At 59.7% G+C, this 15345-nt stretch carries 15 protein-coding genes; 5 read left to right on the top strand and 10 right to left on the bottom strand.

The features are described 5' to 3' along the window. The first annotated feature begins 6 nt into the window (after positions 1-6). The 5 genes from AB4Z13_RS08270 (at position 7) to AB4Z13_RS08290 (ending at position 4741) form a co-directional block, all read left to right on the top strand. Positions 7-798 carry an ABC transporter permease gene (locus AB4Z13_RS08270; RefSeq protein ID WP_439016754.1) on the top strand — a complete coding sequence of 264 codons (792 nt, stop codon included), beginning with the start codon at positions 7-9 and terminating at the stop codon, positions 796-798. Then, a complete protein-coding gene (locus AB4Z13_RS08275; protein ID WP_113324247.1) occupies positions 795-1550 on the top strand; it encodes an ABC transporter ATP-binding protein in 756 nt (251 codons plus the stop codon). Before AB4Z13_RS08270 ends, AB4Z13_RS08275 begins: the two co-directional genes overlap by 4 nt. Before the next feature lie 10 nt (positions 1551-1560). Then, positions 1561-2565: an ABC transporter substrate-binding protein gene (locus AB4Z13_RS08280; protein WP_439016755.1), complete on the top strand. Its 1005-nt coding sequence runs from the start codon at positions 1561-1563 to the stop codon at positions 2563-2565. 65 nt (positions 2566-2630) lie between these two features. Beyond that, complete coding sequence (locus AB4Z13_RS08285; RefSeq protein ID WP_439016756.1) at positions 2631-3842, top strand: acyltransferase family protein; 1212 nt, start codon at positions 2631-2633, stop codon at positions 3840-3842. Between the two features lie 161 nt (positions 3843-4003). Continuing rightward, positions 4004-4741, top strand: coding sequence for a sugar transferase (locus AB4Z13_RS08290; protein ID WP_405049739.1), 738 nt, complete (start codon positions 4004-4006; stop codon positions 4739-4741). A gap of 260 nt (positions 4742-5001) precedes the next feature. Here AB4Z13_RS08290 and AB4Z13_RS08295 read toward each other — a convergent pair whose 3' ends face one another. The 10 genes from AB4Z13_RS08295 to AB4Z13_RS08340 form a co-directional block, all read right to left on the bottom strand. Beyond that, the gene (locus tag AB4Z13_RS08295; protein WP_113324251.1) at positions 5002-5409 is read right to left on the bottom strand and encodes a F0F1 ATP synthase subunit epsilon; all 408 of its coding nucleotides are present in this window, start codon (positions 5407-5409) and stop codon (positions 5002-5004) included. Beyond that, complete coding sequence (locus AB4Z13_RS08300; protein ID WP_439016757.1) at positions 5409-5648, bottom strand: hypothetical protein; 240 nt, start codon at positions 5646-5648, stop codon at positions 5409-5411. Before AB4Z13_RS08300 ends, AB4Z13_RS08295 begins: the two co-directional genes overlap by 1 nt. After that, positions 5648-7084 (bottom strand): F0F1 ATP synthase subunit beta, encoded by a 1437-nt coding sequence (gene atpD, locus AB4Z13_RS08305; protein WP_310384953.1) that lies wholly within the window; start codon positions 7082-7084, stop codon positions 5648-5650. The genes AB4Z13_RS08300 and atpD overlap by 1 nt, the downstream gene beginning before the upstream one ends. Before the next feature lie 23 nt (positions 7085-7107). Further along, positions 7108-7992, bottom strand: a complete 885-nt coding sequence (locus tag AB4Z13_RS08310; RefSeq protein WP_113324254.1) for a F0F1 ATP synthase subunit gamma — start codon at positions 7990-7992, stop codon at positions 7108-7110. A gap of 28 nt (positions 7993-8020) precedes the next feature. Beyond that, on the bottom strand, positions 8021-9550 hold the full coding sequence (gene atpA, locus AB4Z13_RS08315) for a F0F1 ATP synthase subunit alpha (protein WP_113324255.1): 1530 nt from the start codon (positions 9548-9550) through the stop codon (positions 8021-8023). After that, the gene (locus AB4Z13_RS08320; protein ID WP_310385471.1) at positions 9550-10116 is read right to left on the bottom strand and encodes a F0F1 ATP synthase subunit delta; all 567 of its coding nucleotides are present in this window, start codon (positions 10114-10116) and stop codon (positions 9550-9552) included. Before AB4Z13_RS08320 ends, atpA begins: the two co-directional genes overlap by 1 nt. Before the next feature lie 255 nt (positions 10117-10371). Then, positions 10372-10761 (bottom strand): AGROH133_08824 family phage infection protein, encoded by a 390-nt coding sequence (locus AB4Z13_RS08325; protein WP_442205959.1) that lies wholly within the window; start codon positions 10759-10761, stop codon positions 10372-10374. A 79-nt stretch (positions 10762-10840) separates the two neighbouring features. Beyond that, positions 10841-13057 carry a primosomal protein N' gene (locus tag AB4Z13_RS08330; protein WP_310384958.1) on the bottom strand — a complete coding sequence of 739 codons (2217 nt, stop codon included), beginning with the start codon at positions 13055-13057 and terminating at the stop codon, positions 10841-10843. A 54-nt stretch (positions 13058-13111) separates the two neighbouring features. Next, positions 13112-14257, bottom strand: a complete 1146-nt coding sequence (locus tag AB4Z13_RS08335) for an AAA family ATPase (protein WP_439016758.1) — start codon at positions 14255-14257, stop codon at positions 13112-13114. 25 nt (positions 14258-14282) lie between these two features. Continuing rightward, positions 14283-15227, bottom strand: coding sequence for a GNAT family N-acetyltransferase (locus tag AB4Z13_RS08340; protein WP_439016759.1), 945 nt, complete (start codon positions 15225-15227; stop codon positions 14283-14285). Positions 15228-15345 lie beyond the last annotated feature (118 nt).

Below are 15345 nucleotides of genomic sequence, written 5' to 3' on the forward strand. Positions count from 1 at the left end.
ACGGCAATGACCTTATCGAAACCGGATTCGACATTTGCGCCACTGAGGCGGGCCTTGCCCGCCATTCTTGCCGTGTTTGCCTTCCTGGCCGTCTGGGAGCTCTATGTCGATCTCTCCGGCATCAAGCCCTCCATTCTGCCCTCGCCTTCGCGCATCCTGACACAGGGCTGGCTGAACAGGCAGGCGCTGCTCGACAACACCTGGCCGACGCTTGGCGCGACGCTCGGCGGTTTCGCTTTGTCGCTGGTCTTCGCCTTCGCCTCGTCTGTGCTGATGGATTTCGTGCCCTTCATGCGCCGCGCGCTGCTGCCGCTCTTCATCGTCAGCCAGACATTACCGCTGGTCGCGATTGCCCCCTTGGTCGTGCTCTGGTTCGGTTTCGGGCTGCTGCCGAAGCTTCTGCTCGTTGCTCTCGTCACTTTCTTTCCGCTGCTGGTAGCCCTGCTTCAGGGCTATGAAGCGACGGACCGAGATATCGCCGAGCTTCTGAGTTCCATGAAGGCAAGCCGCTGGCGCATCTTCTGCCTGGCGAGGCTTCCCTCCGCCATGCCCTTCTTCTTTGCCGGCCTGCGCATTTCGATCACCTATGCCGTGGTCGGCGCTATCTTCGCCGAATATGCAGGTGCCGCACGTGGCCTCGGGATCTATATCCTCAATGCCAAGAACAATTTTCGGCCCGACCTCGTGCTTGCCGCCGTCGTCGTGAGCGCCCTCCTCACCCTCTGCCTCTTCGGTCTCACGCTGGCGGTGCAGCGTTTCGTCATGCCCTGGCAATCTCCTGCGGAGAAACGCCGATGAGCGGGATGCTTGAGCTGAAGAACGTCTCGAAGTCCTTCGACGGCATGGAAGTGCTGAAGGACATTTCTCTTCATATCGCCAGAGGAGAATTCGTCTCGATCGTCGGCCCCTCCGGCTCCGGCAAATCGACGATCCTCCGTTTGCTGACACAGGCGCTGCAGGCCGATAAAGGCCACATTCTCTTTGACGGCATGTCGCTTTCGCAAGCGGCGCACGCATTCGCCTTCATGCCCCAGCGCGATGCGCTGATGCCGTGGCGAAGCGTCATCGACAATGCGATCCTTGGCCTCGAAGTGCACGGTATGCGCCGCAGCCAGGCACGAGCGGTTGCCGCCCCTCTCTTTGAACGCTTCGGCCTTGCCGGTTTCGAAAATCACTATCCCGCGGCCCTTTCAGGCGGCATGCGCCAGCGCGCGGCCCTGCTGCGCACCGTGATCCAGCGGCAGGACATGCTGCTGCTCGACGAGCCTTTCGGGGCACTCGACGCGCTGACCCGCACCCAGATGCAGGAATGGCTGCAGGGCATGTGGACCGATCATCGCTGGACGGCCCTGCTGATCACCCATGATGTGCGGGAAGCCGTTTTCCTGTCTGACCGCATCTATGTGCTTTCTGCCCGCCCGGCGACCGTGATCAGGGAGTTCGAAGTGCCGCTGAAAAGGCCGCGCACGCTTGCCGATCTCGGCTCCCCGGCCGCCCAGGCGATCGAAACCGAAATTCTTCAAACATTGCTGCATCCGCAAAGAACCTGAGGAGGTCCCGATGCTTCTCACCCGCCGACAAACCCTTTTTGCCGCCATGGCCGCAAGCCTCGCCGGCCGTGCTGCCTTCGCCCAATCCGCCGCCAAGGTGCGTATCGCGCTCGACTGGACGCCGAACACCAATCATATCGGCATCTATGTCGCCAAGGCGAAGGGCTTCTATGAGGCCGCCGGCCTCGATGTCGAGATCCTACCCTATGCCGATACCAGCGCTGGCACGCTGGTCGCGAACGGCGTTGCCGATTTCGGCATTTGCGGAGAGATCGAGACCTTTACCCAGCGCGCCGCCGGCGCTGATGTGAAACTCGTCTATGCCGTCGTGCAGACGGAAACCGGCAGGCTGATCTTCAAGGGCGGCCGCAACGATATCAAAAGCCCCAAGGACCTGGACGGAAAAACCTATGGCGGCTTCGGCGGCGCATGGGAGGAGGCGCTCATCTCCGCGATGATCCGCAACGACGGCGGCAAGGGAACCTTCCAGAATGTCACGCTCGGCACCTCGGCCTATGAGGCGCTCGATAACGGCGCCGTGGACTTCACGCTGGAAATCTACACCTGGGAGGGCATCGCGGCCCAACTGGAGAACCGGCAGGTCGGCCGCTGGCGCTATAGCGATTACGGCATACCTGACGAACAGACGACCGCGATCGCTTCCAGTGACGCCTATCTCTCGGCCAATCCGCAAAATGCCCGCGCCTTCATCCAGGCAACGCTCAAGGGTTACGCCTATTCGGTCGATAATCCGGACGAGGCCTGTGACCTCCTGATTGCCGGCAGCAACGGCGCGTTGCTGAATACCGAACTGGTCAAGGCATCGCAAAAGGCGCTGGTCGAAGGCCATTTCCTCAAGGGCGACAATGGCACGATCGGCATCATCGATCCGGCCAAGGCCGAAGCGATCGGCGCTTTCCTGTTCGACCATGGCATCCTGCTCGATGCCAATGGTGCGGCGTTGAAGGAAAAGCCCGATTTTTCCGGCTATTACACCAACGATCTGCTTGGCTGAGATGACCCTGCCCTTGCCGGCAGCAGCTTTCCGCTGCAAAGTCCGGCAAGGAGCGAGGGAGTGACATGCAGCAGCAGGACCGGGTGGCCGGAGCGGATTTCTTGCGTGCAGCCGCCTGCCTGCTTGTCCTTATCCACCATCTCATTCTGCGCATCGACCTCAACAAGACCGAGGGATTGCGGCCGACGCTGACCGCCCTGCGCTTCGGCAATTTCGGCGTCGCCATCTTCTTCATCCTCAGCGGTTTCCTGCTGGCCTTGCCGTTCTGGCGTTCCCTTGATGCCGGTTGCGCCATGCCTGACCTGCGCACCTACGTGCTGCGTCGCGCGGCCCGCATCGTGCCCGGTTATTGGGTGGCTCTGACGGCGGGCTTCATCCTCAGCATTACTCTGCTCGGGCACGCACTGACGCCGGAACTTGTTATGCGCTATGTCAGCGGTCTCTTCTTCATGAGCCAATGGCACTGGCGCACCTTTTTTCCTGTCGAAGGCAACGGCCCGCTCTGGTCCATATCTTTCGAAGTAACGAGCTACGTGCTGCTGCCGCTTGGCTTCCTCTGGCTTTTCGCTATCCCGGAAAAACGCCGTTCTCCGCTCGTCACGCGCCTTGCCTGGTTCGGCATCATTGCCGTGACGCTGCTTACCCATGAGACCTTCCGTACGCTTGTTCCCCCCAACGAGATTGATCGTGGCTGGCAATATGGCATGCAGGGCGGCGCGAAGGAGTGGATGCCGAACTATAATCCCGTCGGCTTCTTCGCCGTCTTTGCGCTCGGTACGCTCGCAGCCGGCATTCAGATCATGTTGCCGCGAAAGCATCAGATCTGGTTCGACATCGTTGCGCTTGCCTGCCTGGTCACCGCCGGCTCCCAGCTGCCGCTTTCAACAGGCGGACCTTGGGAAGCCTATGGATGGCTCGGAATCCCCTACGCCTTTCCGCTGTTTCCGGCCATGATCGCTGTTGCGCTTGTGGCCCTCTCACGCTCCGTGCTGCTTGCGGCATTGCTCGACAATACCTTCATGCGCTTCACGGCAACCGTCTCATTCGGCATCTATATCTGGCAGGACATCGTTCTAACCTCGATGCAGACGATCTCTCCAGCCATATTCGGCATCGGCGAAGATCATCCGCTACGGGACTGGTTTATCGGCTGCATCTTTGCGACGGCGATCACTTTTCTTCTCGCAAGCTTCAGCTATTTCGCTGTCGAACGACAGGCAATACGGCGCGCCGCACGCATAACGCGCAAGAATTCAGCCACTACTCAATATAGTTAATTCCCAACCAACCAAAAATATCAGGAACATATTCGAAATACTCCCAAATTTGGCTCTGTTATGGTTACGAAAACATTAAGGAAGCGGGTGACAAATCGATCCCGTCCATGTATTTGTGCCAGCGCGACGCAATATGCGAGTATTTCCACGGACGTTGCTTAATGAACGTGTTTACTTCAAATAAGCTCCAAGACACGGCCTTCTCTGCAAAAGCAGTGAAGATGATGGCTCTCGACGCAGCGAATTCCAACATTCGCCAGCCGGAAAGCTTTGTCTCTTTGGATGGCCGGAACAGGCTTCAGCTCGGCTTGAAGAGAGCTTTCGACATTTTCGGTGCAACAGGCGCGCTGGTCATCCTGTTTCCCGTACTTCTGACGATTGCGCTTCTCATCGTGATCGATGATGGCGGGCCGGTATTTTTCCGGCAGATTCGCTGGGGCCTGAAGGGCAGCAAGATCACCGTCTACAAGTTCCGCTCCATGCGTGCGGATCTCTGCGATCCCACCGGCATCGAACAGACAGTCAAGGATGACCGGCGCGTGACGCGGATCGGCGCATTCCTGCGCAAGACCAACATCGACGAGCTGCCGCAACTCCTCAACGTCATCAAAGGCGATATGTCGCTCGTCGGCCCCCGCTGCCATGCTATCAACATGCGCGCGGCCGGCATGCTCTACGAAGAACTGGTGCCCGAATATCATTATCGCCATCTGATGCGGCCGGGCATTACCGGCCTCGCCCAGACGCGCGGCTGGCGCGGTCCGACAGGGCGCCCGACAGAGGCACGAGCCCGCATCGCCAGCGATATCTATTACATCAGAAATTTCAGCCTCTGGCTGGATATGAAGATCCTGTTCGGCACGCTGCTGTCCGAACTACGCGGTGGCACTGGCTTCTAAGAAGGTCCTGCTAAGGAAATCTCCGGCACAGGCAGTCAAAAGCCGCCTGTTTTCGTTTCCGTGGTCCGGGTGGAAACAGCAGCCTTCGCCGTGATAAGAACTGCCTCCTCGGCATCAAGAAACTTTCCAGGATGTCTCAGCTCGCCTCCATGCGGTTCTCTGCATGGCGAATGGCTGAGCCCCGTTCAGAGCGGCTTAGCAAAAAGAAAAGCGGCCTTGAAAGCCGCTTTTCTCACTGTGTTTATCTCGGGCCGAGCCGATCAGTCTTGCTGGACGACACCGCGCAGGTGGGTCAGTTCCATGATGAAGTGCTCTAGCCTGGACTTGTGCTCGTGATGCTCGGCATCTTCGAGTTCCTTCTTCGCAGCTTCGATGCGGCGAGTGAGTTCATCCTTGTTGAGCTCTTGGACCGGAACAGCGGATTCGGCAAGCAGCGTGCAGCCAGTCGGTAGGATGTCGGCGAAACCGCCGAACACGACGTAATCCTGCTTCGATCCGGAACCGGAACGCACGCTCACGATACCCGGCTTGATGGTCGTCATCGTCGGAGCATGGTTGGCCATAACAGTCATTTCGCCTTCGGTCGCGGGAATGACGACCTCGGTCACCATCTCCGACAGCAGCAGACGCTCCGGCGAAACGAGCTCAAAGTTGAAATTGTCAGCCATCAGTGACTTACCTTCTCGGCTATGGCTTCTGCATCTTGCAGTTTGGTCCCGCAGAACGGGCAGTGCATTATCGCATGGTCGAGATAACCGAGGCCTTCCTCGCTCTGAGCCAACCCGACGACCATCATCATCACGCCGTTATCGGCACGGTAGATGGTCGGCGCTGCCGGTTCAGGAAGCTCTGCCACGACACTTTTGAGGGTGTCGCAGCAGAATATCTCGTCCCGAGCGTCGCTCATCAAGCTGCTGCGAGCTTCTTGGCTTTCTCGACAGCTTCGTCCATCGAACCAACCATGTAAAAGGCTGCTTCCGGCAGATGGTCGTACTCGCCGTTGACGAGGCCCTTGAAGCCCTTGATCGTGTCTTCGAGAGCAACGAGCTTGCCCGGCGAGCCGGTGAAGACTTCGGCAACAAAGAATGGCTGCGACAGGAAGCGCTCGATCTTGCGGGCGCGGGCAACGGCAATCTTGTCCTCTTCGGACAGTTCGTCCATGCCAAGGATCGCGATGATGTCCTGCAGGGCCTTGTAGCGCTGCAGCGTCGACTGGACCTTGCGGGCCACTTCGTAATGCTCTTCGCCGACAACCATCGGGTCGAGCATGCGCGACGTGGAGTCGAGCGGATCGACGGCCGGGTAGATGCCCTTTTCAGCGATCGAACGCGACAGAACGGTCGTTGCGTCCAGGTGAGCAAACGAGGTTGCCGGTGCCGGGTCGGTCAAGTCGTCGGCCGGAACGTAAATGGCCTGAACCGAGGTGATCGAGCCCGTCGTCGTCGTGGTGATGCGTTCCTGCATCTGACCCATGTCGGTTGCGAGCGTCGGCTGATAACCCACGGCCGAAGGAATACGGCCGAGCAGAGCCGACACTTCCGAGCCAGCCTGCGTGAAGCGGAAGATGTTGTCGACGAAGAACAGAACGTCCTGGCCCTGGTCGCGGAAGTGTTCTGCAACCGTCAGACCGGTCAGAGCGACGCGAGCGCGGGCGCCCGGCGGTTCGTTCATCTGGCCGTAAACGAGCGCAGCCTTGGAACCTTCGCCACCGCCGTGCTTGTTGACATTCGATTCGATCATTTCGTGGTAGAGGTCGTTGCCTTCGCGGGTGCGTTCACCGACCCCTGCGAAAACCGAGTAACCACCATGCGCCTTGGCAACGTTGTTGATCAGTTCCATGATGAGAACGGTCTTGCCGACGCCTGCACCACCGAAAAGGCCGATCTTGCCGCCGCGTGCGTAAGGCGCGAGAAGGTCGACGACCTTGATGCCGGTGACAAGGATCTGCGCTTCCGTGGACTGATCGACGTAAGCCGGAGCGTCCTGGTGGATCGAACGCTTGTGAGCGGTAACCAACGGACCAGCTTCGTCGACCGGCTCACCGATGACGTTCATGATACGGCCGAGCGTCTCGTTACCGACCGGAACCATGATCGGAGCACCGGTATCAGTGACTTTCTGACCGCGAACAAGACCTTCGGACGAGTCCATCGCAATGGTACGGACTACGTTTTCGCCGAGGTGCTGAGCAACTTCGAGAACCAGACGGTTGCCGTTGTTGTCGGTTTCCAGCGCATTCAGGATCTTCGGCAGTTCGCCTTCGAAAGCAACGTCAACGACGGCGCCGATAACCTGTGTGACTCTGCCGACAGAGCCGGTCTTGGGGGTAGCTGCCTCAGCCATTTTCTGACCCTCTTTTCCTAACCTCAGAGCGCTTCCGCGCCCGAAATGATTTCAATCAGTTCCTTGGTGATCTGAGCCTGACGCTGACGGTTGTAGCTCAACGTCAGCTTGTTGATCATCTCACCAGCATTGCGCGTCGCATTGTCCATCGCGCTCATCTTGGCACCCATTTCGCCCGCAACGTTCTCAAGGAGAGCTCGGAAGATCTGGACAGAGATGTTGCGCGGGATCAGCTCGTCGAGGATCGACGCCGGATCCGGCTCGTATTCATAGACGGCACCAGCATGGGCTGCATCTTCGGTGACAGCTTCAGGAGCCTTGGCCGGGATGAGCTGCTGCGCGGTTGGGATCTGGCTGATCACCGACTTGAATTCCGAGTAGAACAGCGTGCAAACGTCGAACTCACCGGCTTCATACATCTCGATGATACGCTTGCCGATCTGATCGGCATTCTCGAAACCGATCTTCTTGACTTCGCGCAGTTCCTTGCGCTCGACGATCAGCGACGCGAATTCGCGACGCAGGATGTCATAGCCCTTCTTGCCGACGGTGAAGATCTTCACAGTCTTGCCTTCGGCGACCAGCTTGCGAACGTGATCGCGAGCAAAGCGAGCAATCTGCGAATTGAAGCCGCCACACAGGCCGCGTTCGGCCGTGCAGACGACGAGCAGGTGTACCTGATCCTTGCCCGTACCGGTCATCAGGACCGGCGCGCCGTCCGCATCGGTAACGGCCTTGGCGATATTCGCCAGGACCGCACCCATACGCTGCGAATAAGGCCGGGCGGCCTCGGCCGCCTCCTGCGCACGCCGAAGCTTCGCCGCGGCGACCATCTTCATCGCCTTGGTGATCTTCTGCGTCGCCTTGACGGAGGCGATCCGGTTTTTCAGATCCTTAAGTGAAGGCATCCGCTATCCGTCCTAACCTAGGGCCTGATTACTGGAAAGACTTGGCGAAGCTGTCGAGAGCAGCAACGAGCTTGCCCTTCGTAGCGTCGCTGATAGCCTTTTCCGTGCGGATCGCATCGAGGATGGCAGAGCCTTCCGAACGCAGATAGGACAACAGGCCCTGTTCGAACTTGCCGACCTGAGTGACCGGCAGCTTGTCGAGGTAACCATTGACGCCTGCGAAGATCACGGCGACCTGCTCTTCCGTCTTCAGCGGCGAGAACTGCGGCTGCTTCAGGAGCTCGGTCAGGCGTGCACCGCGGTTCAGCAGGCGCTGGGTAGCAGCGTCAAGGTCCGAACCGAACTGGGCGAAGGCAGCCATTTCGCGATACTGGGCAAGTTCGCCCTTGATCGAGCCGGCAACCTGCTTCATGGCCTTGATCTGAGCCGAGGAACCGACGCGGGAAACCGACAGACCGACGTTAACGGCCGGACGGATACCCTGATAGAACAGGTCGGTTTCGAGGAAGATCTGGCCGTCGGTGATCGAGATCACGTTGGTCGGAATGAAGGCCGAAACGTCGTTACCCTGGGTTTCGATGACCGGCAGAGCGGTCAGCGAACCGGCGCCCTTGTCGTCGTTCATCTTTGCAGCGCGCTCGAGAAGACGCGAGTGCAGGTAGAAAACGTCACCCGGATAAGCTTCGCGGCCCGGCGGGCGGCGCAGCAGCAGCGACATCTGACGGTAGGAAACGGCCTGTTTGGACAGGTCGTCATAACCGATCAGCGCATGCATGCCGTTATCACGGAAATATTCGCCCATGGCGCAGCCGGCAAACGGAGCCAGGAACTGCATCGGCGCCGGATCGGAAGCGGTCGCAGCGACGATGATCGAATACTTCAGTGCGCCACGTTCTTCGAGCACCTTGACGAACTGCGCGACGGTCGAACGCTTCTGGCCGACAGCGACGTAGACGCAGTAAAGCTTTTCGCCTTCCGGACCGTTGTCATGGATGGCCTTCTGGTTGAGGAACGCGTCGAGAAGGATCGCGGTCTTGCCGGTCTGGCGGTCGCCGATGACGAGCTCGCGCTGGCCGCGACCGACCGGGATGAGCGCGTCGATGGCCTTGAGGCCGGTTGACATCGGCTCATGGACCGACTTGCGCGGAATGATGCCCGGAGCCTTGATGTCGACGCGCGAACGGCGGGTCGCATTGATCGGGCCCTTGCCATCGATCGGGTTGCCGAGAGCGTCGACAACGCGGCCGAGCAGTTCCGGACCGACCGGAACGTCGACGATCGCGCCGGTACGCTTGACAGTGTCGCCTTCCTTGATGTCGCGGTCGGAGCCGAAAATAACGACACCGACATTGTCGGATTCAAGGTTCAGCGCCATGCCGCGGATGCCGCCGGGGAACTCGACCATTTCACCAGCCTGGACGTTGTCCAGGCCGTAAACGCGAGCGATACCGTCACCAACGGAGAGAACCTGGCCGACTTCCGAGACTTCTGCCTCTTTGCCGAAGTTCTTGATCTGGTCTTTAAGAATTGCGGAAATTTCCGCAGCGCGGATATCCATCAGCCGACCTCTTTCAATGCAAGCTTAAGGGTAGAGAGTTTGGTACGAAGAGACGTATCAATCTGACGGGACCCGACCTTGACGATCAGACCACCAAGAATTGACGGATCAACCGTGACAGCAATTGCCACGTCTTTGCCGGTGACGCCCTTCAGCGCCACCTTCAATTCATTTTCCTGCTCTACGGAGAGAGCATGGGCCGAAGTGACTTCGGCAGAAATTTCGCCGCGATGGTTGGCGGCAATGATGCGGAAGGCCTTGATCATGCCCGGCAGGGCAAACAGGCGGCGGTTACGCGCCACGACCTTCAGGAAATTGACAAAGAAGCCAGAGAGACCAGCCTTTTCGCTGAGAGCGATGATGGCCTTGAGTTGATCTTCTGCGGAAAAGACCGGGCTCAGGACAAAGCGCTTCAGGTCTTCGCTTTCGTCCAGCATGGCCTGGAAACGATCGAGATCAGCGGTAACGCTGTCGACGGCGCCTTCTTCGAGCGCGAGCTCGAAAAGCGACGAGGCATAGCGCTCTGCAACACCAGAAGTAAGCTGGGACGTGTCTGCCACGGGCACAAATTTCCCTGATTTCAATTCAAAATCCGACTTTCGGCGGGCGCCGAACCTATGACTTTGAATTCGTTTTGATTTCCCCCAGAAATCGCAAGAGAAGCCTCTTGCTTCTTCCGAAATTCGGGGTCCGTCTAACATAGGATCTCCGGACTCGCAACACGCGTAGCGCCCGAATACGCCATTCGCATGATTTTCTATCAGCAAAATTGCCGAAACGCCCGAAAGCGGCCTGCGAAACGCTTTATTTTCAGCTCTGGATCAGCTCTGAAGGAAGCCGAACACATGAAGCAGGGGCAATGCGGCTATGACCGCCTGCACAACCAGAAGTAAATAATTGAGGAGCGTACTCCCCTTATCAGAAAGGATGGAGATGATGCGCGCAAAAGCAGCCATCGCGAAGGAAGCTCCGAGCGCCAGATAGGTCCAGTCCTGCGCCAGCATGATCGCGGCAACCCCGAGACCAAGATAGAGGCCGCCCATCGATCGAACTTCGCTGTAACCCTCACGCCGCTCGCCCCGTGGCTCCAGACCGAAGGCCCGCATGGCAAGACCGGGGGCGAACATGATGATGAAGCCAGCAAGCGCGGTGAAGGCCGCAGCACCAAAGGCAAGCTGCTCGCCAAATTCCGTCGGAAAGTAGAATTCCATGCCTCAACCCCAAATCATCAGCTGATTCTGCGTTTATGCCATGATCAGCGACATCCGGAAACGCTGAGGCTGTAACGATCTACAGGAAGCTCTGCGGATCGATATCGAGCTGCACCTGAACCGATCCGCGCTCCTTCGGCGCTTGTGCGAGCAATGCCCTGAGATAGGCCTGCATGTCGGAATTCCGGCGCCCATGCACGAGGAGGCGGAAACGATGGCGCCCACGCACCAGCGCCAACGGCGCCTCCGCCGGCCCTAGAACGGAAATGCCCGAAATCTGCGGCGCGGCGTTGCGCATGCCGCGCGCATGGTTTTCCGCATCCTGCCGCGTGTCTGCCGATACGATGATCGAGGCGAGCCTGCCGAAGGGCGGCAGGGCAGCGCGTTCCCGCTCGCCGATTTCACGATCATAGAAAGCCCGCGCATCGCCGGAGACGATTGCCTGCATGACAGGATGCTGCGGCTGATAGGTCTGCAGCAGGCCATGGCTCTTCAGGCCCGTTCGACCGGCGCGGCCCGTAACCTGTGACAGAAGCTGAAAGGTCCGCTCCGCTGCGCGAGGGTCGCCATTCGCGAGCCCGAGATCCGCGTCGACAATGCCGACCAGCGTCATCAGCGGAAAGTTGTGTCCCTTGGCGACAAGCTGCGTGCCGATCACGATATCCGCCTCGCCCTTGGCGATGGCGTCGAGCTCCAGCCGCAGCCGCTTCACTCCGCCCATGATGTCGGAGGAGAGCACGATGGTGCGCGCGTCCGGAAAATGCCGCTCCACCTCTTCCGCGATGCGCTCCACACCCGGCCCGCAGGCGACGAGGTGGTCGAGCGTTCCGCATTCCGGGCAAGCCTCCGGTGTCGGCTCGGAATGACCACACTGATGGCATTGCAGCTGCCGGCGAAAGCGATGCTCCACCAGCCAGCTCGAACATTGCGGGCACTGGAAACGATGGCCGCACACACGGCAGAGCGTCAGCGGAGCGTAGCCGCGGCGATTGAGGAAGAGCAGGGCCTGCTCGCCCTTTTCCACCGTCTTGCCGATCGCCCGGATCAGTACCGGCGACAGAAAACCGCCGCGTTCCGGCGCATGGCGCCGCATGTCGACCAGATGCAGGTCGGGCAGCGCGGCATCGCCGAAACGCGTCGGCAGATGGATCGTGCTGTAGCGACCGCTCTGGCCGTTGACCTGGCTTTCGACCGAAGGCGTCGCCGAAACGAGTACTACGGGAAAATCGCCGATCCGCGCCCTAACGACCGCCATGTCACGCGCGTTGTAGTAGACGCGGTCTTCCTGCTTATAGGCAGGATCATGCTCTTCATCGACAATGATGAGGCCGAGATCTTCGAAAGGCAGGAACAGCGCCGAACGCGCGCCGGCAACGACCCGCACCTCTCCCGTTACCGCCTGCCGCCAGACCTTTTCGCGCATACGCGGGGCAAGGTCGGAATGCCACTCGGCAGGTTTCGCACCGAACCGATCCTGGAAGCGTTCGAGAAAACTTGCAGTGAGCGCGATCTCCGGCAGCAAGATCAGTACCTGTTTGCCGCGCCTCAGCGTCTCGGCGATCGCCTCGAAATAGACTTCCGTCTTGCCGGAACCGGTCACGCCGTCGATCAGCGAAACCGCGAATTCGCCCTTGCGCACTTCGTCCAGAATTTCTTCGGCCGCCTCCTTCTGCGGACCTTCGAGGCGGGCACCGGTAAAGTCCGGATCAGGCTCGGCGACGACAGGTGGCGGCGGTAGGAAGATCGTCTCGAAAATGCCTTGTGCAATCAGCCCGTCGACAACGCTGGTGGAAACACCGGCAGCATGGGCAAGACCGGTCCGCGTCCAGGACAACCCGTCCGCGGCGGTGTCGAGCACGCGTGCGCGTGCCGGTGTCATCCGCGCCGGCTCACCGCCGATGAAACGCAACCCTTCCACCATCGGCTCCGGCTCGAAGGCATTCGGCGCCCTCAGCGCCATGCGCGCCACCAATCCGGGTGGGGAAAGCGTATAGGCGGCGACCCAGTCGATGAAATCCCGCATCTCCTTGGTCAGTGGCGGGCAATCGAAGACATGGGTGATGGGCCTGAGCTTCTTTGGATCCACACCATCTTCGCCGCCATCCCAGACGACACCGATCACCTGGCGCGGCCCAAGCGGCACCTGCACGACCGAGCCGGGCTCGACTGCCATGCCTTCAGGCACCGAATAGGAATAGGGCCTTGGCGCCGGCATCGGTACCAGCACCGGAACCGTGCGGGTCACGGGCGGGGCTTCGAAAAGCGCGCCAAAGAGATCGGACGAATCTATACTCATCGCGGCAGACCATGCCCGCAACGGCCGTAAAATGGAACCCGCCGACAATGAGGGTTAATCATCATCGTCTTCACCAGCGATCGTTCCCGTCAACCGCATGCCTTCGATCCACGTGGCGCCATTCTCACGAATAACCTTTCGCGGACGAACGCCGCAGCGTTCGCGCACCGCCTCTGCCAGTTGCACCGAATGGGTGACGATCCAGACCTGGCTGCTCTTTGACGCTTCGGCGATCATGTCGGCGAGCGGCACCAGCATATCGGGATGCAGGCTCGCCTCCGGCTCGTTCAGAGCGATGAGCGCCGGCAGCCTGTAGGAGAGCAGTGCAGCCGCAAGGCCGAGAAAGCGGATCTGCCCGTCAGACAGTTCACGCGGATGAAAGACGCGGTGCGGGAAGTCGGGAAGCATCAGGCCGAACTCCGCTGTCTCGCCCGGCTCAGGCACGACAAGCCTTGCGCCGCCGAGCGCCGATGCCAGGATGCGATCGAGCTCGGCCGTATCCTGCCGCGTGTGGGCAATCGTCGCAAAGACGGCGGCGAGATTGGCACCATCCTCATCTAGCATGGGACTGGTGACGGCAAGGCAGGGATGGCGAAGCGGAGAAGCCCTGTCAGTGCGAAAACCGTGAAAGAAGCGCCAATTGTTGACGATGCGACGGAAGGCGGCAACCTCGGGGAAATGGCCGGCATCGCCGAGCAGGGCGATCGCCGTTTCGGATGTCAGCGCCTCGTCTGGATAGGTCTGCATGCGCCCAGCACCATCGCGAACGGAGATGCCCGGACCGGACCGCTTCATCATCGCCACCGCGCGGCGGCCGGTTTCGACGGAAAGCTCTTCAGCTTTGATCTGCGGTTCGAGCGCAAAGCCCGCAGCGGCCTTCGGTGGGCGCAACCCCGCTTCGACAGAATATCGGAATGTGACGGCACGCTCCTCGTCGAGGATCTCAACTTCCAGGCGGATTCGAGCTGGCCCATCGGATGTGCGGCGTGGCCCGGACCAGAGAGCCGAGAGCATCCCGCCTTCGGCAGCAAGTTCATAAGCCAGCCGCCCGCGAACCGCCGACTGCACAAGCTGCAGCGCACGATAGAGATTGGACTTGCCGGCGCCGTTCTCGCCGAGAAACAGCGTCGTATCCGCCAGATCCATGCGGATCGAGCGCAGTGACCGGTAATTCTTGGCAAACATGGAGCGAAGACGCATGCATCCGCTTTAGCGCAAAGCAACGCTAAAAAGAATGGGCCGCAACGGCCTCCGGAACCAGTTGCCGGGACACAGGCATGAAGCGTGAGTCGCCATCAACAGCCATGTCATAGACCGTGTGCCTCTCGAGCGCCTTGGTCACCTCGTTCAGGTCGCCGTCGAGCTCTTCTGCGGGAATGAGATTGCCGATGACGAAATCGAAGCGGTCACTCTTCTTGTTCAGAAGTTCATAGAAGACCGTCATGTCGCGCAGTTCGGTCGACCATTTGGCAAACCAGTAGAAAAGCCCGGAATTGCGCGCTGTCATGTGAACAGGGAGGATCGGCAGACCGTATTTACGGGCAAGGCCGACGGCAGAGGTTTTCCACGGCCGCTCGTTCAATCGCCCATTTGCCCAATAGGCGATACGGCCCGAAGGGAACAGCACGGTCGCCTTGCCCTCCTTCACCGCAAGGTTGGTGAGCTGCAGCGTCTCGCGCGCCTTGAGCTTGCTCTTGAATTCCTCGCGCCATTCGACCGGGATGATCATCTCCGCAAAGCGTGGGTTGACGCGCACCGCATCGCGGTTGGCGAAGAACATCATGTCCGGCCGGCGCGTCTTCAGGAGATCGAACACCGCCACGCCATCGGCAATGCCGGTTGGATGATTGCTGACGAGAATGAAGCCGCCGGATGCCGGAATGCGCTCGGCATTGGTGACATTGATATCGAGCTTCAGCAGGTTGCTCATATATTCGAACGACTGGAAGCCCGGCATGTTGGCAACGTCATTGGCGAATTCGATCGCCTTGTTGTAGCGCAGCAGCGTATAGAGAAACGGCCGCATGAGCGGCCACAGAGGATGGCGGACGATCTTCTGTCCGCGCTCGGCAATCAGCATATCGACGATATGGCCGGGCTTTCCGTGTGAAACCAGGGCAATCGCTTCCGCGAGCTGTCCAAAGGCCGTCATGGAATCGCGCCGTGCCATGAAAATTCCTGTTTTACGGAAGCTATAAGCTATCTCAATGAATTATGATCGATACATGACAAGGGCTTGGCAAGCATTAGCAATTCCATAACGCCACTGTTTCAGAATTGGCGTCACC

It is taken from the genome of Rhizobium sp. YAF28, assembly GCF_052113285.1.
Lineage (GTDB): Bacteria > Pseudomonadota > Alphaproteobacteria > Rhizobiales > Rhizobiaceae > Rhizobium.